Here is a 23,936-nt window from a genome sequence, read left to right on the forward strand (position 1 = left end):
CCACCCGCATTCGTTGGCGGGACTGGACAGGAGAGTTAGACAATGTCTGAAGCTGTTTCCCTTACATTTCCCGATGGATCCGTGCGCAGCTACCCCGCCGGTACGACCGGCCGCGAGGTCGCCGAATCCATTTCCAAATCGCTTGCCAAGAAGGCCGTCGCCATTGCGCTTGACGGCACTGTGCGCGATTTGTCCGAGACCATCACCGATGGCAAAATCGAGATCGTCACGCGTGAAGACGGGCGTGCGCTGGAACTCATCCGCCACGATGCAGCCCACGTCATGGCCGAGGCCGTGCAGGAGCTGTGGCCCGGCACGCAGGTGACGATCGGTCCGGTGATCGAAAACGGCTTTTATTACGACTTTGCCAAGAACGAGCCTTTCACGCCGGAAGATCTGCCGAAGATCGAAAAGCGCATGAAGGAAATCATTCTGCGCAACAAGCCGTTTACCCGCGAGGTCTGGTCACGCGAAAAGGCCAAGGAAGTGTTCGCCGCCAAGGGCGAGAACTACAAGGTCGAGCTGGTCGACGCCATTCCCGAGGGACAGGACCTGAAGATCTATTACCAGGGCGACTGGTTCGATCTCTGCCGTGGTCCGCATATGGCTTCCACGGGTCAGATCGGCACGGCCTTCAAGCTGATGAAGGTGGCCGGGGCCTATTGGCGCGGTGACAGCAACAATGCGATGCTGTCGCGCATCTACGGCACCGCCTGGGCGACTCAGGAAGAGCTGGACAATTATCTGCACGTGCTGGCGGAAGCCGAAAAGCGCGACCACCGCCGTCTCGGCCGCGAAATGGACCTGTTCCATTTCCAGGAAGAAGGACCGGGCGTCGTGTTCTGGCATGGCAAGGGCTGGCGCATGTTCCAGACGCTGACGGCCTATATGCGCCGCCGGCTCGCCAATACCTATCAGGAAGTCAACGCGCCGCAGGTGCTGGACAAGTCGCTGTGGGAAACCTCCGGCCACTGGGGCTGGTATCAGGAAAACATGTTTGCGGTGAAATCCGCCCATGCCTTTACCCATCCCGATGACGAGGAAGCCGATCAGCGCGTCTTTGCCCTGAAGCCGATGAATTGCCCGGGCCACGTGCAGATCTTCAAGCATGGCTTGAAGTCTTACCGCGAAATGCCCGTCCGCCTTGCGGAATTCGGCACCGTGCATCGTTATGAGGCTTCCGGCGCGCTGCATGGCCTGATGCGCGTTCGCGGCTTCACGCAGGACGATGCGCATGTCTTCTGCACGGAAGAGCAGATGGCGGCGGAATGCCTGCGCATCAACGACCTCATCCTCTCCGTCTATGAGGATTTCGGTTTCAGCGAAGTCGTCGTCAAGCTCTCCACGCGCCCGGACAAGCGCGTCGGTTCCGACGATCTCTGGGATCGCGCCGAAAGCGTGATGATGGATGTTCTGAAGACCATCGAGGAGCAGTCTGGCGGCCGCATCAAGACCGGCATCCTGCCGGGCGAGGGTGCGTTCTACGGGCCGAAGTTCGAATATACGCTGAAGGACGCCATCGGCCGTGAATGGCAATGCGGCACGACGCAGGTGGACTTCAACCTGCCGGAACGTTTCGGCGCCTTCTATATCGACCAGAACTCCGAAAAGACGCAGCCGGTGATGATCCATCGCGCCATCTGCGGCTCCATGGAGCGTTTCCTCGGCATTCTCATCGAGAACTTCGCCGGTCACATGCCTTTGTGGTTCGCCCCGCTTCAGGTCGTGGTCGCGACGATCACCTCGGATGCGGATGATTACGGACGCGAGGTTGCCGAAGCGCTGCGCGAGGCCGGCATGGCGGTCGAGACCGATTTCCGCAACGAGAAGATCAACTACAAGATCCGCGAGCATTCGGTGACCAAGGTTCCGGTCATCATCGTCTGCGGACGCAAGGAAGCGGAAGAGCGCACGGTCAACATCCGCCGCCTCGGTTCGCAGAACCAGACGCCGATGTCGCTCGAAGATGCGATTACGAGCCTTGTGGACGAAGCGACGCCGCCGGATGTGAAGCGCAAGCTCGCGGCGAAGAAGCAGGCTGCTTGATAATACTTACGGCCCCTTCGGGGGCCGTTTTGTTTGTGGGAATGTGCTGCAGAAGGCGGGGCATCCGCACTCCGTCACCCCGGACTAGATCCGGGGTCCAGTGCGATCAAGTCCTTGATCGCGAAAGACTCGTTTCTCACGGCGCAGACGCGCCGTGGCTGGATGTCGGATCAAGTCCGGCATGACGGCGGAGAGGTTTTTGGGTCATACCGCTGGCCTCGCGATTAGTGCAATCGAGCCTACTCGAAATCCCCGGTCATGTCTTCCGGCGCCTGATCCTTCATCAGCACTTCCACATCCGAATCCCGTCCCGACGTAACCTTGAAGTTGCGCTGGAAGACCTTGTCCTTGTTGCGGGCGATGGCGGTATATTCGCCTTCCGCCAGCACCATGGTCGAAAAGGCGCTGACGCTTTCGTTGACCACGTCGCCGCCGCCGTTCAGCACCGACCAGGCCGTATCGGCAATGGCCTCGCCGCCTTCTTCGGAGACGAGCTTGAGGGTGATCTGGGCGGCCTGATGCTGGAGCGTTGCTTCCGTCAGCTTGCCGGCTTCCACCTGGATATCGGCGCGCACCACCGCATTGACGTTGCCATATTCGGAAACCACGTGATAGGTGCCGGCATTGAGGCGGACGATGGTGTTGGGCTTGATATCGGCCATGACGAGGCCGCGCTCGCCATCCGGCCGGGCATCCGACGAATAGACGGAAAATTTCAGCTGGGTGCCGGCGATCTGCTTGTCGGACCCTGCGACCGCGTTCAGCACAAAGCCGCCGGCATCGAGAATAAGCACCTGCTTCTGAACGTTGCCCGAACTTGGCACATTGAGCTTCTTTGTGACCCCGGCGCGGCCGAAGGCGACGTTGACGAAATATTCGCCGGGTATCAGATGAAATTCAGCCGAGCCGCCCTCGGAGCTTGCCAGCATCGGCAATTTGCCGTCAGCACCGGGAATGGGGCTGAAAACGCGCCAGGAAAGGCCTTCCTTCACCGCTTCGCCTTCGCTCGTCAGCTTGGCTTCCATAGCGATATCGCGGGCGGTGCTTGTCGGGGCATTGGGCGCAGTCGGGGCGGTAAAAGCATTGAGTTTCGGCATTTTCGGTGTGCCGCCAAGCTGCTTGAAGTCCTTGAAAGCGTCCTGCGAAAAAGCCGATTGTGATAAAACGCCGACCGCGGCCAACGCAATGGCCAGACGTGTCGCGAATTTGGCCACGAATTTGATTGCCGACATTTTTGGATACCGATTGACTTCTTGAATTTCCCGGACCACTTCAAAACCAATGCCGTGGCTATTTCAAGGCCCATAATTTCGCGATGACAGCAGAATGGAAGATTTTTGATCATGACAAGCGATATCAAGCTCCTCGACTATCTCAAGGTTCGCCGCTCCACGCCCGCTTTGCAGCTTGCCGAGCCGGGGCCGGCGAAAGCGGAAATCGAGGAAATCCTGCGTCTTGCCGTACGCGTGCCCGATCACGGCAAGCTCGCGCCCTGGCGTTTCGTCGTTTACCGCGGTGAAGATCGCGTACGTCTTGGCGAGGCCGCGCTCCGGATCGCACTGGAGAAGAACCCGGAGCTGGATCTCCAGCAGCAGGATGTGGAGCGCACCCGCTTCACCCGCGCGCCTGTCGTCATCGCCGTCATCAGCACCGCCAAGCCGCATTTTAAAATTCCGGAATGGGAACAGGTCATGTCCGCCGGCGCTGTTTGCCTCAATCTCATCTTTTCGGCCAATGCCAATGGTTATGCGGCGAACTGGCTGACGGAGTGGCTTGCTTTCGACGCGGCATTCCTGTCCGAGCTGGGCGTTGCCGCAGACGAGAAGGTGGCGGGCTATATCCACATCGGCTCGACGACATTCCCGCTGGTGGAGCGGCCAAGGCCGGAGCTCGCGGATGTGGTCACCTGGGTTGGGGACGTCTGATGTTCTACACCACCGACACCAATCAGCACGGTCTGCCGCACGATCCATTCAAGGCGATCGTCGCGCCGCGGCCGATCGGCTGGATCGGCTCGAAGGGCAGGGACGGCTCTCTCAACCTCTCGCCCTATTCCTTCTTCAACGCGATTTCGGATAGGCCGAAGCTCGTCATGTTCTCTTCCAGCGGGCGTAAGGACAGCCTGCGCAATGTGGAGGAGACCGGCGTCTTTACCGCCAACCTTGTCAGCCGCCACTTGATCGATCGGATGAATGCCTCTTCCGCACCGGTTGCCTATGATGTCGACGAGTTTGCCCTTGCGGGTCTGACAGCCGTTGATGGCCGGGTCGTTGATGCGCCTTTCGTTGGGGAGGCGCTCGCCGCTCTGGAATGCCGGGTAACCCAGATACAGCAGCTCACGGACATCGACGGCAAGCCGGCGGATTCCTGGATGGTGATCGGACAGGTTATGGCGATCCATATCGACGATGCGATCATTCGCGACGGGCGCATCGATATGGGGCTTGCGCGCCCTGTGGCGCGCATGGGCTATATGGATTATTGCGACGGTGGCAGCGATGTATTCCAGCTGCAGCGCCCTTCTACTGCGCCTTAAATATAGTTCTTCGCCGGCAACGGTTAAATTTTATGGTGAACCAAACGTAAACCATTTGCGCCTAGAGTTTTATACATGGTGGCGGCGATGATGCCGTCATCCATTGTGTGAATGTGTTTCGAGGCTCAGGTGATCGTACAGGCATTTCTTCGCTGGTCTGAAAAGGCTGGATCGACCGAGCGGGCGAAAGCCGCCAATGCTCTCGGCCGCGCCTATCTGCAGTCCGACATGGTGCGGGAAAACCGCGATGCCGCCTATATGGCGATGACCTATCTTCTCGACGATCCGTCGCCGCGTGTCAGGCTGGCGCTTGCCGAGGCGCTGGCGGATGCTCCAGAGGCGCCCCGCGCCATTCTCGTTTCGCTTGCCGAAGACCAGCCGGAAATCGCCTGCACCGTGATTGCCCGCTCGCCCGTACTCACCGAGGCAGATCTGGTCGATCTTGCCGGGCGCGGCGAAAGCCTCACCCGTGCCCTCATCGCCGCAAGGCCGGGCCTGCCGCGCGGGGTCTGCGCGGCGCTCGCCGAAGTCGGCGACCTCTCTGAAACGCTTGTGCTTCTCGAGAATGACGATGCTTTCATCACGCCATTTTCCTTGCGGCGCATTGCCGAGCGGCATGGCTGCGATGCCGACATCCGCGCTCTCCTGCTTTGCCGCGAGGCGTTGCCCGCCGATGCACGCCACCTGTTAATGGGACGCGTCAGCGAGGCTCTGGCGGGTTCGGCGCTGGTGCATGCCCTGATCGCGCAAAACCGCGCCGACAGCATCTTTCGCGAGGCGGAGGATTCCGCCACCATCCTTATTGCCGGCAACGTTCCTTCGCCCGAATTGCCGGCACTGGTGGAGCATCTGCGGCAGAGGCTGGAACTGACGCCGGCGCTTCTCATTCATGCCGTCTGTTCAGGCAGGCTGGAATTCTTCACGGCGGCGATGGTCAATCTCTCGGGCCTCGACGACCGCAAGGTGCGCTCCATTCTGGCGACGGGACGGCCGCATGCGCTGAAGGCGCTGTTCAAATCCGTTGGCCTTCTTGGTGATGCCATCGATGTCTTCACGGAAGCGACGCTGATGTGGCGCCGCGCCGCACGCTCGCATCTTTCAGAGGCAGCAGCCTCCGTCTCGGCCGAACTGCTTGCGCATTTCCGCCATGTCGATGGTTCCGAAACGCTCTTTGAGCTGCTGCACGCCGTGCGCAAGCTTGCCATTGCCGAAGAACGACAGAAGGCGCGGCACTATGCGGAAGCGCTGACGGTGGAAGCGGCCTGAGGTCTGGGGAATTTCGGCGAGATCGCCACCTGCGCTAGATGTTGCGATGTTTCGGGATCGGTTTGGCTCTCCTCATGCCTGTGCCTGTCACAGGAATCCAGCCCGACGCGTGTCTACGCGGCGAGAGAAGTCTTTTCAGCCCAAGGACTTGGGCTGGCTCGATTCCTGTGACAGGCACAGGCATGAGGGTCTCATTCCCGGATTTCCTTATTTCTCGAACCGCTTGGCAATCCACGAATAGCTGTTTTCAACCATCCGTACCGGCGTGCCGAGAAGGTGCTTCACACCTTCTGTGGAGGGCAGGATACGGCTGACGCGGCTGATCGCCTGTCGGGTCAGGCTCTCTTCTTCCTTCTGCGTCACCTGTTCGCTGGCCGGCGGCTGGGTCTGAGCCTGTGCTGCGGCGGCCGGAGGCTGGGTGCCAGGGGTGTTGCCCGCCGTCTGGGGCGTCTGCTCGCCCGGCGTCTGGCACACGGCCACCACGACGGGATAGGACGCATTGGCGTAGCGTTCCAGTTCCTTCTCGGAAACCGCGTCGCAGAGCTCGATGCTCGTCCAACGCTGCTGCGATGTGGCGATGTAATGGCAATCGGTGGCGCTGTCGTCGCAGCCTAGAAAGGTCATGAGAACGAGGGCTGTTTTCATGGTGTGTGTTGCCTCTGTCGGGAGTAATGCTCTAGAAACTCATCTATCCGGATTGCAGTGACATTACGACGAAATACGCATTTTATAGAGAAGGCAGGCATCGCAATGACTCCCGAAATCAAGCTTGAATCCCCCGGCAGGAGGCGGTTCTGCGTCTCATTGATTTGTCCAACGCCTATATGGCATCGCTTTATCCCGCCGAAAGCAATCATCTGGTCGATATCGGCCAGCTGGAAAAGGACAATGTCTCCTTCTTTGTCGTGCGGCATGACGGCCGCGTCGTCGGCTGCGGCGCGCTGGTGGAGGCGGGCGATGGCACGGCGGAGATCAAGCGCATGTTCGTCGATCCCGAAGCGCGGGGACTGCGGATCGGCAAGCTGATCATGGATACGCTTGTTGCGCGTGGCGTGGAGCTTGGCCTAACCGCCATCCGGCTCGAAACCGGCATCAGCCAGCCGGAAGCGATCGGCCTTTACCGCAAGGCGGGGTTTGTGGAGATCGAAGCCTTCGCACCCTACAAGCCTGATCCGCTAAGCCTGTTCATGGAAAAGGCGCTTTAAGCCTGCTGCGGGCGTTTGCCGGCGAGCCGTGCTGCACACTCGACGTCATCCTCGGTCTTGTGCCGAGGATCCAACCAGGTAGCGTGAAATCAATCGGTCGCAGATGCTCGGGACAGGCCCGAGCATGACGGAGGCGGGGTTCAGGGATTTTTCCCCAGCTGAGCCGCGTTAGAGCAAGCCCTTCACTGCAGGCGTCGGCAATCAGAAAGCGGCTTTCCGAAATGCCGTCGTTTCCTCGCTATCGTCTTCAAGCGCGGCGACCTCATCAACGGGATCGTCCTGCGTGGGCGGTGAGGGCGGAAGCTCGGCGCTTGCGGTGCCGGAGAGTTCCACTTCGCGCACCCATTCGCGCCAGATTGCGACCAGAAGCGCCATCAGCACCGGGCCGATGAAGAGGCCGAGGAAGCCCATGGTCTTGACGCCGCCGACGAGGCCGAAAAAGGTCGGCAGGAAGGGCAGCTTGATCGGGCCGCCGACGAGTTTCGGGCGAATGGTCTTGTCGACGATGAAAAGCTCGACCGAGCCCCAGACGAACAGCGCCAGCCCGTAAGCGGGGAGCCGCTGGCGACGAGATAGATCGACACCAGCGTAAAGGAGAGCGGCGCGCCGCCTGGAATAAGCGCCATGACGCCGGTGAGAACACCGAGCGTGACGGGCGAGGGCACGCCGGCGATCCAGTAGGCGATGCCGAGGATGATGCCTTCACCGATGGCGATCAGCGTCATGCCCGTGACGGTGGAGCTGATGGTGGCGGGCACGACGCGGGAGATGCGTTCCCATCTCGTCGGCAGGATGCGCTCGCCCACAAGGTCGACCTGGCGGGTGAAGCCGGCACCGTTGCGGTAGACGAAGAACAGCGCGATCAGCATGAACAGGAGGGTGAGCACGAGGTGGAAGGCGCCATTGCCGGCAGCGAGGATCGCCCGGTAGATATTGCCGATATTGGCGCCGCTGACGAGCTGGATGACTTCGCCGATGGCGCCCGGCGTGCCGATATATTTCACCCATTGCTCGCCGAACCAGGGGCCGACGCCGGGAAGTGCGGCGATCCAGTCCGGTACGGGAGCGCCCGTCTTGTTGACATGAACGGCCCAGCCAAACCATTCGCGAATTTCGCTGGCCGTATAGGAAGCGGCGATGAAAATCGGCACGACGAGGAAGGCGAGGATGAGGATGATGGCGATGGTGGCGCCGAGCGTGGTGTTGCCGCCCACCTGCCGCAAGAGCCGTGTATAGACCGGCCAGCTGGCAAAACCGATGACGAGGGCGGCGAGAACGGGGACGAGAAAGCCGTGGAAGAAATAAATGCCGGCAAGGGCGACGAGAACGAGCAGCCAGCGCGCAGCCGAGATGGGCGGGATCAGGGCGATCCGCGTCGGGCTGGCGGGACCAAGCCATCTCGGTTCGCCACTGGGCTTACGGCTGTCAATATTACTCACGGCAGGCTCTTTCTCGCATTCTCCCCGAAGGGTGCATTCACTCTGTCACACCGATACATATAAGTGCAATATAATCGGATCACATTACCGTTGTGTGTTTATTGCCTAGCCTATTGAACGATTTTGGTAAAAATAGAACAACGGTCTTGGCGCGCGCATTGAAATATGACAATTGAACTCCGTTTTTCTTGCGGTGTTAAGGTTGCCGCGTCCGATCTCCAGGTCATGCCATGCTCCGCCGTTTTTTTGCCTATTACCGTCCCTATCGCGGTCTGTTCATCCTCGATTTCTCCTGCGCAGTGCTGTCGGGCGTGCTCGAACTCGGCTTTCCCATGGCGGTGAAGGCCTTTGTCGACGTGCTGCTGCCGGGTGGTGAATGGGCGATCATCCTTGCGGCGTCGGTGGGTCTACTTGTCATCTACGTGCTAAATACCGGGCTGATGGCGACCGTCACCTATTGGGGACACATGCTCGGCATCAATATCGAGACCGACATGCGGCGTCTGGCCTTCGATCATCTGCAGAAGCTTTCCTTCCGTTATTTCGACAACCAGAAGACCGGCCATCTTGTCGGGCGGCTGACGAAGGATCTGGAGGAGATCGGCGAGGTGGCCCATCATGGGCCCGAGGATCTGTTCATCGCCATCATGACCTTCATCGGCGCTTTCCTTTTGATGATGTCCGTCAATGTGCAACTGGCGCTCATTACTGCCGCTGTCGTGCCTGTTACCGCCTGGGTGACGAGCCGTTACGGCGGCCGCATGACGCAGAATTTTCGCGCGCTCTACGGTCGTGTCGGTGATTTCAACGCCCGTATCGAGGAAAATGTTGGCGGCATGCGGGTGGTGCAGGCCTTTGCCAATGAGGACCACGAGCGTGCGCTGTTCGAGAAGGACAACCAGAAATACCGCCGCACCAAGCTCGACGCCTACAAGATCATGGCGGCCAGCACCTCGCTCAGCTATATGAGCATGCGCCTGACGCAGATGATCGTGATGATCTGCGGCGCCTGGTTCGTGCTCACCGGCAGCCTGACGGAAGGCGGCTTTGTCGGCTTCCTGCTGCTGGTCGGCGTGTTTTTCCGCCCGGTGGAAAAGATCAATTCGGTCATCGAGACCTATCCGAAGGGCATTGCCGGTTTCCGCCGTTTCACCGAACTTCTGGACACGGCACCCGATATCGTCGATGCGCCGGATGCGATCGAGGCGCCGGCGCTCTCCGGCGCCATTGAATATCGCCAGGTTGGCTTCGGTTATGCCGAAGGCAAGCAGGTTCTGCGCAATATCGATCTGAAGATCAGCGCCGGCGAGACGGTGGCCTTCGTTGGCCCCTCGGGTGCGGGCAAGACGACGCTGTGCTCACTTTTGCCGCGCTTTTACGACGTTACCAGCGGTTCAATCACCATTGACGGCATCGATATTCGCAGGATGAAGCTTGCCTCCCTGCGCAACCAGATCGGCATCGTGCAGCAGGATGTGTTCCTGTTCGGCGGCACGATCCGAGAGAATATCGAATATGGCCGTCTCGGCGCTTCGGATGTGGAGATCATGGATGCGGCGCGGCGCGCGCGTCTCGATGGCGTCATCGAAGCAATGCCGCTCGGGCTCGATACGGTTATCGGCGAGCGCGGTGTCAAGCTTTCCGGCGGCCAGAAGCAGCGTCTTGCCATTGCCCGCATGTTTCTGAAGAACCCGCCGATCCTCATTCTCGATGAGGCGACGTCGGCGCTGGACACAGAAACCGAGCGTGCCATCCAGCAGTCGCTGACAGAACTTGCCAAGGGCCGCACCACACTCGTCATCGCCCACCGGCTGGCGACGATCCGCGATGCCTCGCGCATCGTGGTGGTGGACCAGACGGGCATTGCCGAAACAGGCGCCCATGCCGAGCTTCTGGCCGCCAAGGGACACTACAGCCGCCTGCACGAGGCGCAGTTCAGCGGGCATCTTGCAGGCCTGAGCTGATGGGCGGCGCGTTTTGCGCCGCCGCTTAAACGCCGTTTTCGGCTGCCTGTTCCTCGGCGATGCCGGGGTTGGGCTCCGGCTTGCCGGGATGGCTGGTGACGAGATACCCCATGGCGACGGCGCCAGCGACGATGAACAGCAGAACGATGCCGCTGATCGTCATCAGCCAGTCGCGTGGCCTTCGATGCGCCATGATATATTTCGGCCATCGGCTCGGATGGTTCACCACGCTGAATTTATTACCGTATCGCATGAACTTCCCCGGACTATCGTTGCTTCGTGAAAGATCAACGCAGCCACGCAAGCGGCTGTTCCGCAATGACGGGGCAGGGGCGATGACAAGGCTGTGAGGATCGCCTCGCCACCTTCTCAGGCAACTTCGCAGCGGACGCTGCCTCAGGCGGACTGGATGGCGATGCGATTTCCCTCGCCGTCGGAGATTTCGGCGACGAAGAGATTCTCGTTGACCGGCGTTTTCGGAAACAGGACTTCGCTGCCGTGCTGAACGGCTCTGGCAAGAACATCATCGATATTCTGGACGCCAAGATAGATAATCGCCCCGTCTTTCGTCGGAACATAGGTCTCGCCCTCGGCGAGCGCGCCGCTCGCTCCGTCCTTTTCCTCCTCGAAGGGGAAATAGGCCATCCGGTTATCGTGGATGGTGACGATCTCTTCGAAGCTCACATCAAAAACGGCGGTGTAGAAACGCATTGCCCTTTCAAGATCAAGGACCGGAATTTCGACGTGGGCAATCAGGTTCACTTCGCTGTTCCTTCTGAAATAGTGCCGGAAATGTATCGACCGCCTGTGTACACGGCACGACATCCCGGCTGTCAATCGCCAAACGAAATAGTCCTCCATGTGGTGGCAAAAACCCGCCGCTCCGGGCGCATCTAGCTGCCCTGATGTCCCGCGGCGCTGCCGGAGCAGGGGCTTCCCGTGTCGGGATAAACGCCGGCAAAATGACCGACAATCTCCAGCATCAAAAAGAGGTCAAAAGCCCGCTTGCCAGTCAATCTCGTTTATGCGAATGATTTGCAATTGCATTAATAAAATTCCATTTGAAAGTTCGCAAGATGGACAAGCCTGTCTTTGGATGGCGGCGGAATGGCGACGACCTTTCGCTCTCCGACGTTCACAGCACGATCAGGGTCAAGCCAAATGCCGGCACGTTTCGCCGGGCCATGGCCTTTTTCGGACCCGGATATCTCGTCGCGGTTGGTTATATGGATCCCGGAAACTGGGCGACCTCGCTCGCCGGCGGTTCCAGATTCGGCTACACGCTGCTGACCGTCGCGCTGGTCTCGAACATCATGGCCATTGTCCTGCAATCGCTCTGCGCGCGTCTGGCGATTGCTTCCGGGCGCGATCTCGCCCAGGCCTGCCGCGATGCCTATCCGAAACCCGTGGCGATGGTGCTGTGGCTGCTCGCCGAAATCGCCATCATCGCGACTGACATCGCCGAGGTCATCGGCACGGCCATCGGCCTTAACCTGATCTTCGGCATTCCGCTTGAGCTTGGCGTCCTCATCACCGCGCTAGATGTTTTCCTGATCCTTTATCTGCAAAAACTCGGCTTCCGCTGGGTGGAGGCGCTGGTCATCACGCTGCTTGGCGTCATCGCCGTGTGTTTCGCCATTCAGGTGGCGCTTGCCGACCCTGATTGGGGGCAGGTGATCCTTGGGTTCGCGCCGACGACTGATATCGTCACCAATCCGGATATGCTTTATCTGGCGCTCGGCATTCTGGGGGCGACGGTGATGCCGCATAATCTCTACCTGCATTCGGGCATCATACAGACCCGCGCTATCGGCGAGACGCTGCCTGAAAAGCGTGAGGCGCTCAAATTCGCCACGCTCGATTCCACCATCGCCCTGATGTTCGCGCTGCTCATCAACGCCTCGATCCTCATTCTCGCGGCGGCGACCTTCAATAAAACCGGGCAGACGAATGTCTCGGAACTGGGGGAGGCGCATAATCTGCTCGCGCCGCTGCTCGGCCTTGCCATTGCGCCGACGCTGTTCGGCGTGGCGCTGCTGTGCTGCGGCATCAACTCCACCGTCACGGCGACGCTTGCCGGCCAGATCGTGATGGAGGGTTTCCTGAAGATGCAACTCGCCCCCTGGCTGCGCCGCCTCATCACCCGCGCCATCGCCATCGTCCCGGCCGCCGGCGTCACCATTTTCTATGGCGACAGTGGCACGGCGGAGCTGCTGATTCTGACGCAGGTGGTGCTGAGCCTGCAACTCTCCTTCGCCGTTTTCCCGCTCGTGATGTTCACCGCCGATAAGGCCAAGATGGGCGAGCTGCGCTCACCGCTCTGGCTCTCGGCTTTTGCGTGGCTGATTGCGGTGGTGATTGCGGCGCTGAATGTGAAGTTGCTGATGGATTTTATGGGGTGAGGCGGGGGTCAGGCCGCGCCTTTACGGAGCGCGGCCGCTGTGCCTTCCGGATCGACGGCAATGACCTTTAGATAAGCGCGGGCCGGTTGATCCGGCTCGCTTCGGCCCTGTTCCCAGTCGCGCAGTGTGCCGAGCGGAATATGATACCGCGCAGAAAACTCCTCCTGCGTCAGCTTCAGAGCCCTGCGGATGATCTTGATGCGCGGCATTCTGGGAGCTGCGGCGAGCTGTTCGGCGGAAAGCGGTATATTATCAGGGTCGGCCAGCGCATTGGCCTCCGCTTCTTCGTCGGTCATGGCGTGAAGACGGGCCCAGTCGGTTTGATCGGTTTTACCAGCCATTGTCGTCATATTCCTTGCGCTCTGCGCGTGTCGCCTTTCGTGCGGAGATGATGCGGATCACTTCGCTTCGTTCGGTATAGATCACGGTCAGAACCAATCCGTTGCCCAAACCTACTATACGCCGTCGGACTTCACCGTAATTCGCTGAACGATCCTCGATATCCACGGCAAATGGATCGTCAAAAACCCTGCGGGCGGTTTCAAAACTGACGCCATGTTTGGCGAGATTGGCTGACGCCTTTTGCGCATTCCATTCGAAATGTAACATTCTAAACTACGGGTTTCCAGTAGTTGCAATAAATAAAACATCAAAACAATAAGGGCTCTTCCATATCTGAAAGAGCCCTCAAGACTAATCATTTTTTGGTGCCTAAGCTAAAACTTAGCTGCAACCGCTCGTCGCACCGCAAGTATCGCACTTCTCGCAAGTGCCGTTCCGCACCATCGTGAAGTTCTGGCATTCCGAGCACATGTTGCCCGTGTAGCCCTGTGCAATGGAGCGCATGCGGCGTTCGTTTTCTACCTTCTTGGCTTCCGCCTTGGCCGATGCCGCGTCTGCGGCGGCCTTGTCGGAGAAGAGGGCGGTGGCGGTCTGGTTGGCTTCCTGGGCCACGTCGTCGATCACCTCTTCGGCAATCTCTTCCGCCAGTTCCTTGGCGCGCTCTTCATAGTCGCGCTTGAAGGAGACGATTTCCGAGGTGGAGATTGCGACTGTCGGTTCCAGCTTGCGGGCGGCGGAGCCTGCAAAGGAGGTCACGTTGGCCGAGGCGCGGGCGGGGGCTGCCGTTGCCGAGCCCTTGGGTTCGGAAGCGGAGCGTTCGCCTTCGTTGCTGGAAACCAGCGTCGGCTTGTAACCGCGTGTCCAGCCGGTGGAAAGCAGGTTGGTCTTGCCTTCCTGGATGCCCTTGCCGAGTGCGGTATTGGAGAAGTCAGACGTATCGACATGGGCGAGGTCGTGGCGGCCGAGATAGGAGACGGCGAGTTCGCGGAACACGTAGTCGAGGATCGACGTGGCGTTCTTGATCGCGTCGTTGCCCTGCACCATGCCGGCCGGTTCGAACTTGGTGAAGGTGAAGGCCTCCACATATTCTTCCAGCGGCACGCCATATTGCAGGCCGAGCGAAATGGCGATGGCGAAGTTGTTCATCATCGCACGGAAGGCGGCACCTTCCTTGTGCATGTCGATGAAGATTTCGCCGATGCGGCCATCGCCGAATTCGCCGGTGCGCAGATAGACCTTGTGACCGCCGACGGTTGCCTTCTGGGTGTAACCCTGACGGCGGTTCGGCAGCTTTTCACGCTCGCGCGAGACACGCTCGATGACGCGTTCGACGATCTTTTCGGTGATCGTCACGGCCTGCTGGGCGAGCGGCTGCTGGATCAGCTCTTCGACGAAATCTTCTTCGTCCTCGTCTTCCACCAGCGAAGCGTTGAGCGGCTGGGAAAGCTTGGAACCATCGCGGTAAAGGGCGTTGGCCTTCAGCGCCAGCTTCCAGGAGAGCATGTAGGCTGCGCCGCAATCTTCCACCGTCGCATCGTTCGGCATGTTGATCGTCTTGGAGATCGCACCCGAGATGAAGGGCTGTGCCGCCGCCATCATGCGGATATGGGATTCGACCGAGAGATAACGCTTGCCGATCTTGCCGCAGGGGTTGGCGCAATCGAAGACCGGCAGGTGTTCCGCCTTCAGGAACGGTGCGCCTTCCAGCGTCATTGCGCCGCAGACGTGAACGTTCGCCGCTTCGATGTCCTTCTTGCCGAAGCCGAGATGCTCCAAGAGGTTGAAGCTGATGTCGGAGAGCTGCTCGTCGGTGACCTTCAGGGTGCCCTTGAGGAAATCGGCGCCGAGCGTCCACTGGTTGAAGACGAACTTGATGTCGAAGGCGCTCTTCAGCGCGGCGTTGACGGCTTCGATCTTCTCATCGGTGAAGCCCTTGGCCTTCAGCGTCGAGGGGTTGATGCCGGGCGCCTGGTTGAGATTGCCATGGCCGACGGCATAGGCTTCGATCTCGGCGATCTGGCTTTCGGAATAACCGAGCGAACGCAGGGCATCGGGAACCGCACGGTTGATGATCTTGAAGTAGCCGCCGCCGGCAAGCTTCTTGAACTTCACCAGCGCAAAGTCGGGCTCGATGCCCGTCGTGTCGCAATCCATCACGAGGCCGATCGTGCCGGTCGGCGCGATGACGGTGGTCTGGGCGTTGCGGTAGCCGTGCTTTTCGCCAAGCTCCAGCGCTTTGTCCCAGGCGGCAGTGGCGTGGGCGATGAGGTCCTGATCCGTGCAATCGGCATGGATGAGCGCAACCGGGTTCACCGACAGGCCTTCATAACCATCGGAGAGGCCATGAGCGGCGCGGCGGTGGTTGCGGATGACCCGCAGCATGTTGTCGCGGTTCGGTGCAAAGCCCGGGAAGGGGCCAAGCTCGCCGGCCATTTCCGCCGAGGTGGCGTAGGAAACGCCCGTCATGATCGCGGTCAGGGCACCGGCAATGGCGCGGCCTTCGTCGCTGTCATAGGGAATGCCCGACGACATCAGCAGGCCGCCAATATTGGCGTAACCGAGGCCAAGCGTGCGGTATTCGTAGGAGCGTTCGGCAATCTGGCGCGAGGGGAACTGCGCCATCATGACCGAGACTTCGAGAACGACGGTCCACAGGCGCACGGCATGTTCGTAATCGGCGATGTCGATGCGCTTCGTTGCCTGATCCTTGAACTGAAGCAGGTTCAGCGAGGCAAGGTTGCAGGCCGTGTCATCGAGGAACATATATTCCGAGCACGGGTTGGAGGCGCGGATCGGGCCTTCGGCCGGCGAGGTGTGCCAGTCGTTCATGGTGGTGTTGAAGTGCAGGCCGGGGTCGGCCGATGCCCAGGCGGCGTGGGAAATCTTTTCCCAGAGGTCGCGGGCCTTCAGCGTCTTCATGACCTTGCCGTCCTTGCGGGCGGTGAGGTTCCAGTCGCCGTCATTTTCGACAGCGCGCAGGAAGTCGTCCTTCAGCGAGACGGAGTTGTTGGAGTTCTGGCCCGACACCGTGAGATAGGCTTCGGAATCCCAATCCGTGTCGTAGGTCTTGAACTGGATGTCCTTGTAACCCTGTTCGGCGAACTGGATGACGCGCTTGACGTAGTTTTCCGGCACCATGTCCTTCTTGGCAGCGCGGATTTCGCGCTTCAGGGCAGGGTTCTTGGCCGGGTCGAAGCAGTCACCATTGTCAGCCTCGCAGTTGACGCAGGCCTTCATGATCGCCTTGAGGTGCTTGGCGACGATCTTGGAGCCGGTGACGAGAGCGGCAACCTTCTGCTCCTCGTTCACCTTCCAGTCGATATAGGCTTCGATATCCGGGTGGTCAGCATCAACAACGACCATCTTCGCTGCACGGCGGGTGGTGCCGCCGGACTTGATGGCGCCGGCTGCGCGGTCGCCGATCTTGAGGAAGCTCATCAGGCCGGAGGACTTGCCGCCGCCCGAAAGCTTTTCGCCTTCGCCACGCAGGTAGGAGAAGTTGGAGCCGGTGCCGGAGCCGTATTTGAACAGGCGCGCTTCACGCACCCACAGGTCCATGATGCCGCCTTCATTGACCAGATCGTCTTCGACGGACTGGATGAAGCAGGCATGCGGCTGCGGATGTTCGTAAGCGGACTTGGACTTGGTCAGCTTGCCGGTGAAGGGGTCGACATAGAAGTGGCCCTGGCCGGGGCCGTCAATGCCATAGGCCCAGTGCAGGCCGGTGTTGAACCATTGCGGGCTGTTGGGGGCGACGCGCTGGGTGGCGAGCATGTAGGCAAGCTCGTCGCGGAAGGCGAGTGCATCTTCCTCGGAAGAAAAATATTTGCCCTTCCAACCCCAATAGGCCCAGGTGCCGGCCAGACGGTCGAAAACCTGGCGCGCATCGGTCTCTGAGCCGTAACGCTCGGATTCGGGCAGCTCTTTCAGGGCTTTCTCATCGGCAACCGAACGCCACAGGAAGGAAGGAACATCGTTTTCCTCGACCTTCTTCAGCACCTTCGGCACGCCGGCCTTGCGGAAATATTTCTGCGCCAGAACATCCGTGGCGACCTGCGAAAACTGCGCGGGAACGTCGATATCCGCCAGACGGAACACGATGGATCCATCCGGGTTCTTGATTTCACTGACGGCCTTGCGGAATTCGATCTCCGCGTAAGACGATTGGCCGGGCTTCGTGAAGCGGCGTTCAATGCGCATGGTTTCCTGTCCTCGTCCATTGGGCGCCCGGTGAAGGGCGCAAAAATCCGGTCCAGCCGTGCGAACTATGCGCGCAGCCGGTTGTTGCCGTTCTGTAAGGGATGTTCATCCTTGGATGCGATCCCTGTATCTCGTGGCTTATTCGGCTGCAAGCATCGTGTGGAATACCAAATATAGTATCAACAGCTTCCTGCCGCCAGTCCCGCGTCATGTTTTGGCGGTACTCGAAAGCACGCGGAATCCACCGGCGAACCGCCCCCTGATGGCCGGGACGCCCCGTTAAGGACTTGCGAGCTGAGATTGAGAGGAACCGGCCTCGTTACTTTCCGGTCCGTTGCCGCCGCAACATAACTGTCACTTTCCTCCCGTGGCATAGATTCGTCAAGCCATAGATTGAAACGGTTTTTTAACCACAAGATATTGTGTGAACAGCCTGTGGAAAACGGGGAAAGCAAAAGCGTTCAAAAAAATCAGTGACTTGGCGAGAGAATTTGAAGCTTGCGCGAGGCTGGTTTCCGCAGCGGAATGCGAAAACCCCGCATTTCCGGGGTGAGGCATAAAGGCGACACTGCGGTTTTTCCGTGTTTTTCCGCTGTCGTCAAAAAGGCATTTCTCCACAAAAAAACCGCCCCGGCGGGACGGCGAAAGGGTGGATATTGCTGGGGGAAGTTTTGCGCAGTTGGTGCATCCGCACTCCGTCACCACGGACTTGATCCGGGGTCCAGCGCGATCAAGTCCGTGATCGCGAGAGACTCTTCTCACGGCGCAGACGCGCCGTGGCTGGATTCCGGCTCAAGGCCGGAATGACGGATGAGAAATGGGTTCCTCTGTGGGCAATCAGCCGCGCGATCCCTTGGCGATCGGCTCCTGATAGGTGAAGCCCATGTCCCAGGGGAAATAAATCCAGGTGTCCTGGCTGACTTCGGTCACAAAAGTGTCAATGGTCGGCACGCCCTTCGGCTTGGCGTAGACACAGGCGAAATGCGCCTTCGGCAACATTTCGCGCACTTCCAATGCCGTCTTGCCGGTATCGGTCAGATCGTCGACGACCAGCACGCCTTCGCCGCTATCCGTCATCAGTTCCGGCGCCACGCCCTTAAGAAGAACCGTGTCGCCCTGATTGACGTAATCATGGCGGGTGGCGATGCAGACCGTATCGATCATGCGGATGTTCAGTTCGCGGGAAATGATCGCCGCCGGCACGAGGCCGCCGCGGGTGATACAGACGATTGCCCGGAACTCTTTGTCGAGACCGGCAAGACGCCAGGCAAGCGCGCGGGCGTCGCGGTGGAACTGATCCCAGGATACGGGAAAGGCTTTATCGGGAAGGGACATGTCGTCTACCATCTGGTCAAAATTGTCGATGGCTTTGGCTAATAGCCGCAAGACCGGCAAAAAGGCAAGCTTTCCGCGCAGGGAGCATTGTGTCGACTGCAAGATCGCAGCTTGTTTCTTCTCCCCTGCCGGGGAGAAGGTGGCCCGAAGGGTCGGATGAGGGGGCAACGTCGCCGTAACTCACTGCCCTTGCCCCCTCATCCCGCTGCCGCGACCTTCTCCCCGGCGGGGAGAAGAAACACGCGGCAGGCGCTCGGCCCACATTCAAACGTCAATGTATCCTAGCGCGACAGCAGCGTCAGCGCCGTCATGGAATCCAGCAGGGTGCGGGTCACGCCGCCGAACAGCAGCTCCCACCAGCGGGAATGGCCATAGGCGCCCATGACCAGAAGGTCGATGCTGTGGTCGGACAGGCGGTTTTCGATGGCCGCCTGCGGCGAGACACCGGCGATCTTTTCCTGCGAGGTGACCGTGACGTTGACGCCGTGGCGGGCAAGTGTGGCGGCCAGCTCCGCACCGGCAAGGCCGGACGATTGCGTTTCGCTCTCGGCCTGATCGACAGAGAAGATCTCAACGCTTTCGGCCGCGATCAGGAAGGGCAGGGCGTCGAAGGTAGCGCGTGTCGCTTCACGGGAGCCGTTCCAGGCGATCAGCACGCGCTTGATCGGTTTGGCGACTGTGAGCACATGCGGGACGAGGAGAACGGGGCGGCCGCTTTCATAAAGAAAACCGTCAATGTCAGAGCGGCTGTCGGAGAGTGCGGAAGAACTGCTCTGGCGGGCAACGATGAGATCGGCGCAGCGGGCGCTGTCGATCGCCGATGCGGAGGCGTAACCAACCGAGGTGATGAAGCTGCGCCATTCATGCGAGATGCCATTGGCCGATAGGGTGCGCTCGAAAAGCGTGCCGACATCGGTGGTTTCCTTGTGCGCGACGTCCTGAAGCGCCTGGACGGTTGCGGGGTCGGGAATTTCCATCGGCGCGACAAGCGGAACGGCGGCGAGCGTTTCCATGTGCAGGCCAATCACATGGGAGGAAAACTGGTCGGCAAGGCTGACGACGAATTCGCCGAGCTTTTGCGTGTTCGCAACATTATCGACCACTGTCAGTATCGTTTTATAACCCATTTTTCTCTCCTCGGTGACGCGTCGTTTTCAGATCGTTCTGGCCTGTCTTCGAATAGCCGTAACGATCTAGGTCATTGTTTTTCGCATTGTCCGGACAGAAAAGCGGTTCCGCTCTTCCTGGAAATGCTCTGGGGAGAGTGGCCGCCTTTGCCGGCCGCCACCTTGATTTTGGTCAACCCGCTTACGGCTCAGGCGGTTGCATCGCCCTTGCCGGCTGCCAGCCGTTTTTCCTCGCCGATTGTTTCGATCATCGCCGCTACCGCGTCCGCCGCTGCCTTCAGGACGGTGGCGTCGCGGGCGCGAACGACGATCTCCGTCGAAAAGCGCTGTCCGTCATATTTGGGGTAGGAGCCGATGCTGGTTTCAGGGTGTGCTTTCTGGATGGCCGTCAGCGGCGTACCGATGTCGCCTTCGCCATAGGGCGAGCGCACCGCCTGCGACATGACCTTCGAACCGGTGCGCAATGTCGGCATGACATTGTCGAGCATGGCCTGAAATACCTGCGGCACGCCGGCCATGACATAAACATTGCCGATGACGAAGCCGGGGGCGACGGAAACGGGATTGGCGATATGCCTTGCACCTCTTGGCATGCGCGCCATGCGCTTGCGCGCTTCCGTGAATTCCATTTCGCGGACGCGGTACATCTCGCCGAGGAGGCGCAACGCCTCGGCATCGTGTTCGCAGGGCAGGCCGAATGCCACTGATACCGCATCGGCAGTGATGTCATCATGGGTCGGGCCTATGCCGCCGGAGGTGAACACGTAATCATAACGGCTGCGAAGGGCGTTCAGCGCCTCGACGATCGCATCCTCCTCGTCGGCGACGATGCGCACCTCCTTGAGGTCAATCCCTGACATGGTGAGAACATCCGCGAGATGCCCTATATTCTTGTCCTTGGTGCGGCCCGACAGCAATTCATCGCCAATGGCGAGCATGGCGGCGGTCACGACGGATTGGGTGGAGGAGGGATTGGACATGGTTGCACTCGTCATCTGTTTCGAGCGACGTTAACGCCGCGTCGGCGTGAATGCAAAGCGGTTTTGAATAAACGCAAAACGGGAAATGGTTGACGATGCCAGTTTGCGTTCACTCATGGTGAACAGTGCGTATGCCAATCCCCGGCTGGCGGGATGCGGGCTCGTCCGCTACCTTTCCTTCACACACATTTGACGGGTCAACGCCGATGATCATCGAGTTTTTAAAGAAACTTATCGCCGGTACGCCGGAAACAGTTCCAACAAGGGAAACGAAGAGAATGACGAAAGTTTTGGTCCTCTATTATTCTTCTTACGGTCACATCGAGACGATGGCCTATGCTGTTGCAGAAGGCGTGAAATCGACCGGCGCGGAAGTCGTCGTCAAACGTGTACCGGAACTGGTGCCGGAAGAAGTCGCCAAGTCCTCGCACTTCAAGATGGATCAGGCAGCGCCGATCGCCACCGTGGACGAACTGGCCGATTATGACGCCATCATCGTTGGCGCCGGCACGCGTTTCGGCACGGTCGCTTCGCAGATGCGCAATTTCTGGGATCAGACCGGCGGTCTGTGGTTCAACGGCAAGCTGGTCGGCAAGGTCGGCTCTGCCTTCACCTCGTCCGCCACGCAGCATGGCGGTCAGGAATCGACCATCCTCGGTTTCATTCCCACCTTCCTGCACCACGGCATGGCCGTTGTCGGTCTTCCCTATGCCTTCCAGGGCCAGATGGGCGTCGATGAAATCAAGGGTGGTTCGCCCTATGGCGCCTCCACCATCACCGACGGTGACGGTTCGCGCCAGCCTTCGCAGATCGAACTGGAAGCTGCTCGCTATCAGGGCGCGCATGTGGCGAAGCTTGCCGCCAAGCTTTCGGCTTGAGCCCGAATTGCTGAAAAAAGAAATGCGGCCCGAAAGGCCGCATTTTCTTATTCCGGCGTCTCACATCGCCGGTCCCGGAGGGGATGATTTTAAGGCGGGTCAGATCGGCAGGTTGACCATGAAAAGGCAGCTTGCGACCACGAAGCCGAGCATCGATATTTCTAGAAAACCGTTCAATCCGTCACGCATTTCAATCCTCCTTGTTTGATCGAAAAGAGAACGGAAAAAATCTATCGCGGTTCCATAACAGAAGAATGAAATTTAGGAATTTTTAACGGGCCACCGTTCCGCCGTGCGGCGGAGAGGGATTTCATGTTCAGCCGGTGACGACGAAGGCAACGACGAGATGGCCGAGAAGGCCGATTGCGAGGCAGGAGAGGAGGAATATGAACAGGGCTTTTTTCATGTTTCCGGAAGCTTCCATCTGTTTCGTTCCATCAAACCCGTTATCTTGAAAATTCAGCATCAAAGAGCGCGTATTGTTACGCCTTGATATCGAGACCCGCTTCGATTGCTGCGGCGATGAAGGCCTTGCGCGCATCTTCGGGCTTCTTTTTGCCGGCATCGACGGCGGCGCAGACCAAGAGCGCCTTGTCCAGCGCGTCGCCATCCTCTATCGGCCAATCTTCGATCAGCGCCCAGGAGGCCGCTTGTGTGGTCTCGATACTCGTATAGTCGCCCGGCGTTTCGAACGCGATCAGGACGGGTTTTTGCCAGCGCGTGTTCATCGCTTATCCGTATTGGTTATCGTCCCCGGCTCTAAACGAAGCGGGTGGGATGCGCAATCCCGTTAGCGGGCCGTTTTGCCGGGTGCGGTGCGGTCAGTCGTCGCGCCCGAACAGCCAGTCGCGAATGATGCGCCGGTCGATGAGTTCCAGCGAGCGATCCGGCGCGATACGGTAGGTTTCCACCGCCCTGGTGCTGCCGTCGATACGGAATTCATGGCTGAAGGTGCTGCCGATCGGCGACTTCGTCAGCTTGGTGCGCGGCTGACCTCTGTAGATGATGCTGCCGGGGATGGGTTCGACATAGGGCGCGGGGCCGACATAGCCGGCCGGCCCGGCTGTGGTGCATCCGGTAAGTGCCAGCGCAAGCGCGATAGTGGCCGATGATACGAGCGTTTTCATTCTGTCCTCCGAAGTGCGTCTGCGAAAACGATATGGAGGCGCGGCGGTTCCCGACAACGGCAGGGACAATTTGCCCCGGCTATTTGCTCTTTGGATTTTGAATGTCGCGCGCAACCCAGCGAAAGAAAGCGTAGACGACGAGGCCGAAGATGAAAAGCGGGATGAGGTTCGCAAAACCGGACATATGATTCTCGTGATTCTCGTTTCTCCCTCCCATTCCGGGGGTCTAACCGGAGACAAAGAGGCAAGGCAAGAGCTGCGTGCGGCACCGCCGGTCAAAATTCCGTGTGCCTGTGGGGAGGGGGTAATTGTCGGCTGAAGAGGTAATGCCTGTGCGGTGGGAGCCTGCGGGGGGAGGCCTGGCGCACTGCCAGTGATACCAGGCCTCTCCGTCCTCCCGCCAGTTTCAGGGGTCGGGTGACTTCTTCAAGTATGACGAGTGATCGCTAATATACATAGACCGAGAAATTACCTCGAATAAATAGCTACCATAGTTGATGTTCAGGACAGGGCGCCTGTGGTGCACCGTGACATGCGACTGCAGTCTCCGGATCCCGAGGATATTATCCGGCAAATCTTTCTACAGCCATGGAAACGGAAGACGCTTTTTCCCGCCATGCGGGAGCTCAATTGGCCGCACTGTTCGTCAAGGACGGTTTAACCCGTTGAAAGGGAACGGGATGCCCGTTTCGCTTCAAGTTGCAGCATACGAAGGAAACGGGAACCATTTGCACCCTTCCATCATTAAAGTCGGCAGGACACATGCCAATAATGGAGGGTTATACATGCTCGGCACCATCCTCGTTATCCTGCTCATTCTTTTCCTGATCGGCGCTCTGCCAAGCTGGGGTTACCACAATTACGGCTATGGCCCATCGGGCGGCCTCGGGCTCGTTCTTGTCATCGTACTGATCCTGGTTTTGCTTGGGCGTATTTGACCGACAGCATTGAAGATGCAGCAACCGCCCGCTTGGCGCAAAGGCGTCAATGCGGGCGTTGTTTCTTCTGAAATATGAGGAAGATACAAAAAAACACGAAATTCGAATGGCTTAGAGGGCCGCCGCCCGAGCTTTTTCGATCGGGTCCTAA

21 protein-coding genes and 1 pseudogene are annotated in these 23,936 nt (G+C 59.4%); 9 read left to right on the forward strand and 13 right to left on the reverse strand.

All coding sequences use genetic code 11. From position 1 onward, the window contains the following. The first annotated feature begins 42 nt into the window (after window positions 1–42). A complete protein-coding gene (gene thrS / locus G3A56_RS01360) occupies window positions 43–2,046 on the forward strand; it encodes a threonine--tRNA ligase (RefSeq protein ID WP_082184376.1) in 2,004 nt (667 codons plus the stop codon). A gap of 239 nt (window positions 2,047–2,285) precedes the next feature. On the opposite strand, the gene G3A56_RS01365 is transcribed toward thrS, so the two are convergent. Further along, complete coding sequence (locus G3A56_RS01365) at window positions 2,286–3,278, reverse strand: hypothetical protein (protein ID WP_082184375.1); 993 nt, start codon at window positions 3,276–3,278, stop codon at window positions 2,286–2,288. Window positions 3,279–3,389: 111 nt separating this feature from the next. On the opposite strand from G3A56_RS01365, the gene G3A56_RS01370 reads away from it, so the two are divergent. The 3 genes from G3A56_RS01370 (at window position 3,390) to G3A56_RS01380 (ending at window position 5,848) form a co-directional block, all read left to right on the forward strand. Continuing rightward, window positions 3,390–3,971: a nitroreductase family protein gene (locus G3A56_RS01370; protein WP_035242785.1), complete on the forward strand. Its 582-nt coding sequence runs from the start codon at window positions 3,390–3,392 to the stop codon at window positions 3,969–3,971. Continuing rightward, window positions 3,971–4,582, forward strand: coding sequence for a flavin reductase family protein (locus tag G3A56_RS01375; protein ID WP_003495582.1), 612 nt, complete (start codon window positions 3,971–3,973; stop codon window positions 4,580–4,582). Before G3A56_RS01370 ends, G3A56_RS01375 begins: the two co-directional genes overlap by 1 nt. Before the next feature lie 111 nt (window positions 4,583–4,693). Then, the gene (locus G3A56_RS01380) at window positions 4,694–5,848 is read left to right on the forward strand and encodes a DUF2336 domain-containing protein (protein WP_082184374.1); all 1,155 of its coding nucleotides are present in this window, start codon (window positions 4,694–4,696) and stop codon (window positions 5,846–5,848) included. 207 nt (window positions 5,849–6,055) lie between these two features. Here the strand turns inward: G3A56_RS01380 and G3A56_RS01385 are convergent, their stop codons facing one another. Continuing rightward, window positions 6,056–6,493: a hypothetical protein gene (locus G3A56_RS01385; RefSeq protein WP_003495586.1), complete on the reverse strand. Its 438-nt coding sequence runs from the start codon at window positions 6,491–6,493 to the stop codon at window positions 6,056–6,058. A gap of 179 nt (window positions 6,494–6,672) precedes the next feature. Between G3A56_RS01385 and G3A56_RS01390 the strand changes: the two genes are divergently transcribed. Then, window positions 6,673–7,053: a GNAT family N-acetyltransferase gene (locus G3A56_RS01390; RefSeq protein WP_246231053.1), complete on the forward strand. Its 381-nt coding sequence runs from the start codon at window positions 6,673–6,675 to the stop codon at window positions 7,051–7,053. Between the two features lie 201 nt (window positions 7,054–7,254). Here G3A56_RS01390 and G3A56_RS01395 read toward each other — a convergent pair. After that, window positions 7,255–8,492 (reverse strand): annotated as a pseudogene (locus tag G3A56_RS01395) (AI-2E family transporter). 230 nt (window positions 8,493–8,722) lie between these two features. Here G3A56_RS01395 and G3A56_RS01400 point away from each other — a divergent pair. Next, window positions 8,723–10,456: an ABC transporter ATP-binding protein gene (locus G3A56_RS01400; RefSeq protein ID WP_082184371.1), complete on the forward strand. Its 1,734-nt coding sequence runs from the start codon at window positions 8,723–8,725 to the stop codon at window positions 10,454–10,456. Window positions 10,457–10,481: 25 nt separating this feature from the next. Here the strand turns inward: G3A56_RS01400 and G3A56_RS01405 are convergent, their stop codons facing one another. Both G3A56_RS01405 and G3A56_RS01410 read right to left on the reverse strand, forming a co-directional pair. Then, on the reverse strand, window positions 10,482–10,709 hold the full coding sequence (locus G3A56_RS01405; RefSeq protein ID WP_082184370.1) for a hypothetical protein: 228 nt from the start codon (window positions 10,707–10,709) through the stop codon (window positions 10,482–10,484). A gap of 143 nt (window positions 10,710–10,852) precedes the next feature. Beyond that, window positions 10,853–11,218, reverse strand: a complete 366-nt coding sequence (locus tag G3A56_RS01410; protein WP_082184369.1) for a VOC family protein — start codon at window positions 11,216–11,218, stop codon at window positions 10,853–10,855. Between the two features lie 314 nt (window positions 11,219–11,532). On the opposite strand from G3A56_RS01410, the gene G3A56_RS01415 reads away from it, so the two are divergent. Continuing rightward, the gene (locus G3A56_RS01415) at window positions 11,533–12,858 is read left to right on the forward strand and encodes an Nramp family divalent metal transporter (protein WP_082184368.1); all 1,326 of its coding nucleotides are present in this window, start codon (window positions 11,533–11,535) and stop codon (window positions 12,856–12,858) included. Window positions 12,859–12,866: 8 nt separating this feature from the next. Here G3A56_RS01415 and G3A56_RS01420 read toward each other — a convergent pair whose 3' ends face one another. The 6 genes from G3A56_RS01420 to G3A56_RS01445 form a co-directional block, all read right to left on the reverse strand. After that, window positions 12,867–13,199, reverse strand: coding sequence for a helix-turn-helix domain-containing protein (locus tag G3A56_RS01420; RefSeq protein WP_164056030.1), 333 nt, complete (start codon window positions 13,197–13,199; stop codon window positions 12,867–12,869). Then, window positions 13,189–13,467: a BrnT family toxin gene (locus G3A56_RS01425; RefSeq protein WP_082184367.1), complete on the reverse strand. Its 279-nt coding sequence runs from the start codon at window positions 13,465–13,467 to the stop codon at window positions 13,189–13,191. The genes G3A56_RS01420 and G3A56_RS01425 overlap by 11 nt, the downstream gene beginning before the upstream one ends. A gap of 114 nt (window positions 13,468–13,581) precedes the next feature. Continuing rightward, complete coding sequence (locus G3A56_RS01430) at window positions 13,582–17,400, reverse strand: vitamin B12-dependent ribonucleotide reductase (RefSeq protein ID WP_082184366.1); 3,819 nt, start codon at window positions 17,398–17,400, stop codon at window positions 13,582–13,584. Between the two features lie 837 nt (window positions 17,401–18,237). Further along, window positions 18,238–18,735 carry a xanthine phosphoribosyltransferase gene (gene gpt / locus G3A56_RS01435; RefSeq protein WP_035223425.1) on the reverse strand — a complete coding sequence of 166 codons (498 nt, stop codon included), beginning with the start codon at window positions 18,733–18,735 and terminating at the stop codon, window positions 18,238–18,240. A 281-nt stretch (window positions 18,736–19,016) separates the two neighbouring features. Beyond that, the gene (locus tag G3A56_RS01440) at window positions 19,017–19,862 is read right to left on the reverse strand and encodes a universal stress protein (protein WP_035223055.1); all 846 of its coding nucleotides are present in this window, start codon (window positions 19,860–19,862) and stop codon (window positions 19,017–19,019) included. 188 nt (window positions 19,863–20,050) lie between these two features. Continuing rightward, window positions 20,051–20,842 carry a competence/damage-inducible protein A gene (locus G3A56_RS01445; RefSeq protein ID WP_082184364.1) on the reverse strand — a complete coding sequence of 264 codons (792 nt, stop codon included), beginning with the start codon at window positions 20,840–20,842 and terminating at the stop codon, window positions 20,051–20,053. A 278-nt stretch (window positions 20,843–21,120) separates the two neighbouring features. Between G3A56_RS01445 and wrbA the strand changes: the two genes are divergently transcribed. Then, window positions 21,121–21,720 carry an NAD(P)H:quinone oxidoreductase type IV gene (wrbA, locus tag G3A56_RS01450; RefSeq protein WP_035242433.1) on the forward strand — a complete coding sequence of 200 codons (600 nt, stop codon included), beginning with the start codon at window positions 21,121–21,123 and terminating at the stop codon, window positions 21,718–21,720. 482 nt (window positions 21,721–22,202) lie between these two features. Here the strand turns inward: wrbA and G3A56_RS01455 are convergent, their stop codons facing one another. Next, window positions 22,203–22,448: a DUF982 domain-containing protein gene (locus tag G3A56_RS01455; protein WP_003495620.1), complete on the reverse strand. Its 246-nt coding sequence runs from the start codon at window positions 22,446–22,448 to the stop codon at window positions 22,203–22,205. Window positions 22,449–22,541: 93 nt separating this feature from the next. Continuing rightward, entirely contained in the window at window positions 22,542–22,847 is a 306-nt protein-coding gene (locus G3A56_RS01460) for a hypothetical protein (RefSeq protein ID WP_003495622.1), read from the reverse strand. A 785-nt stretch (window positions 22,848–23,632) separates the two neighbouring features. Here G3A56_RS01460 and G3A56_RS01465 point away from each other — a divergent pair. Beyond that, window positions 23,633–23,785, forward strand: coding sequence for a DUF3309 family protein (locus G3A56_RS01465; RefSeq protein WP_003495626.1), 153 nt, complete (start codon window positions 23,633–23,635; stop codon window positions 23,783–23,785). Window positions 23,786–23,936: the final 151 nt, after the last annotated feature.

It is taken from the genome of Rhizobium oryzihabitans (assembly GCF_010669145.1).
Taxonomy (GTDB): domain Bacteria; phylum Pseudomonadota; class Alphaproteobacteria; order Rhizobiales; family Rhizobiaceae; genus Agrobacterium; species Agrobacterium oryzihabitans.

Coding starts and splice junctions, on each gene's coding strand:
- thrS (WP_082184376.1), top strand. CDS start 43: ATGTCTGAAGCTGTTTCCCTTACATTTCCCGATGGATCCGTGCGCAGC.
- G3A56_RS01365 (WP_082184375.1), bottom strand. CDS start 3,278: ATGTCGGCAATCAAATTCGTGGCCAAATTCGCGACACGTCTGGCCATT.
- G3A56_RS01370 (WP_035242785.1), top strand. CDS start 3,390: ATGACAAGCGATATCAAGCTCCTCGACTATCTCAAGGTTCGCCGCTCC.
- G3A56_RS01375 (WP_003495582.1), top strand. CDS start 3,971: ATGTTCTACACCACCGACACCAATCAGCACGGTCTGCCGCACGATCCA.
- G3A56_RS01380 (WP_082184374.1), top strand. CDS start 4,694: ATGTGTTTCGAGGCTCAGGTGATCGTACAGGCATTTCTTCGCTGGTCT.
- G3A56_RS01385 (WP_003495586.1), bottom strand. CDS start 6,493: ATGAAAACAGCCCTCGTTCTCATGACCTTTCTAGGCTGCGACGACAGC.
- G3A56_RS01390 (WP_246231053.1), top strand. CDS start 6,673: ATGGCATCGCTTTATCCCGCCGAAAGCAATCATCTGGTCGATATCGGC.
- G3A56_RS01400 (WP_082184371.1), top strand. CDS start 8,723: ATGCTCCGCCGTTTTTTTGCCTATTACCGTCCCTATCGCGGTCTGTTC.
- G3A56_RS01405 (WP_082184370.1), bottom strand. CDS start 10,709: ATGCGATACGGTAATAAATTCAGCGTGGTGAACCATCCGAGCCGATGG.
- G3A56_RS01415 (WP_082184368.1), top strand. CDS start 11,533: ATGGACAAGCCTGTCTTTGGATGGCGGCGGAATGGCGACGACCTTTCG.
- G3A56_RS01420 (WP_164056030.1), bottom strand. CDS start 13,199: ATGGCTGGTAAAACCGATCAAACCGACTGGGCCCGTCTTCACGCCATG.
- G3A56_RS01425 (WP_082184367.1), bottom strand. CDS start 13,467: ATGTTACATTTCGAATGGAATGCGCAAAAGGCGTCAGCCAATCTCGCC.
- G3A56_RS01430 (WP_082184366.1), bottom strand. CDS start 17,400: ATGCGCATTGAACGCCGCTTCACGAAGCCCGGCCAATCGTCTTACGCG.
- gpt (WP_035223425.1), bottom strand. CDS start 18,735: ATGTCCCTTCCCGATAAAGCCTTTCCCGTATCCTGGGATCAGTTCCAC.
- G3A56_RS01440 (WP_035223055.1), bottom strand. CDS start 19,862: ATGGGTTATAAAACGATACTGACAGTGGTCGATAATGTTGCGAACACG.
- G3A56_RS01445 (WP_082184364.1), bottom strand. CDS start 20,842: ATGTCCAATCCCTCCTCCACCCAATCCGTCGTGACCGCCGCCATGCTC.
- wrbA (WP_035242433.1), top strand. CDS start 21,121: ATGACGAAAGTTTTGGTCCTCTATTATTCTTCTTACGGTCACATCGAG.
- G3A56_RS01455 (WP_003495620.1), bottom strand. CDS start 22,448: ATGAACACGCGCTGGCAAAAACCCGTCCTGATCGCGTTCGAAACGCCG.
- G3A56_RS01460 (WP_003495622.1), bottom strand. CDS start 22,847: ATGAAAACGCTCGTATCATCGGCCACTATCGCGCTTGCGCTGGCACTT.
- G3A56_RS01465 (WP_003495626.1), top strand. CDS start 23,633: ATGCTCGGCACCATCCTCGTTATCCTGCTCATTCTTTTCCTGATCGGC.